The sequence below is a fragment of the Bacillus sp. SIMBA_008 genome (genome assembly GCF_046535495.1).
In the GTDB taxonomy this organism is placed as follows: domain Bacteria; phylum Bacillota; class Bacilli; order Bacillales; family Bacillaceae; genus Bacillus; species Bacillus subtilis.
Map to the genome: position 1 here is coordinate 1 of NZ_JAWRWL010001212.1, position 238 is coordinate 238.

Genomic DNA, 238 nt, shown 5'->3' on the forward strand with positions numbered 1-238 from the left:
GTGTTTGAAGGGGTTTGGTGGGCGGTCATTACGGTGGCCACAGTCGGCTACGGCGATTACGTTCCGCAGACGCCGTTCGGGCAGATTGCCGGCATGGTGCTTGTATTAAGCGGAGCGAGTTTTGTGACCGCCTATTTCGCCACGCTTTCTTCAGCCGTGTTCAGCAAACAGCACCGCTATGTCGAAGGGAAGGTCGCCTTTAAAGGCAAGGGGCACGTCATTCTTATCGGATGGAACG

General features: G+C 55.9%; 1 protein-coding gene. It reads left to right on the forward strand.

Annotated elements, in window-relative coordinates:
• Positions 1-238, forward strand: a 238-nt coding sequence (locus SB658_RS27285) for a potassium channel family protein (RefSeq protein ID WP_410603677.1), incomplete at both ends; no start/stop codon positions are given.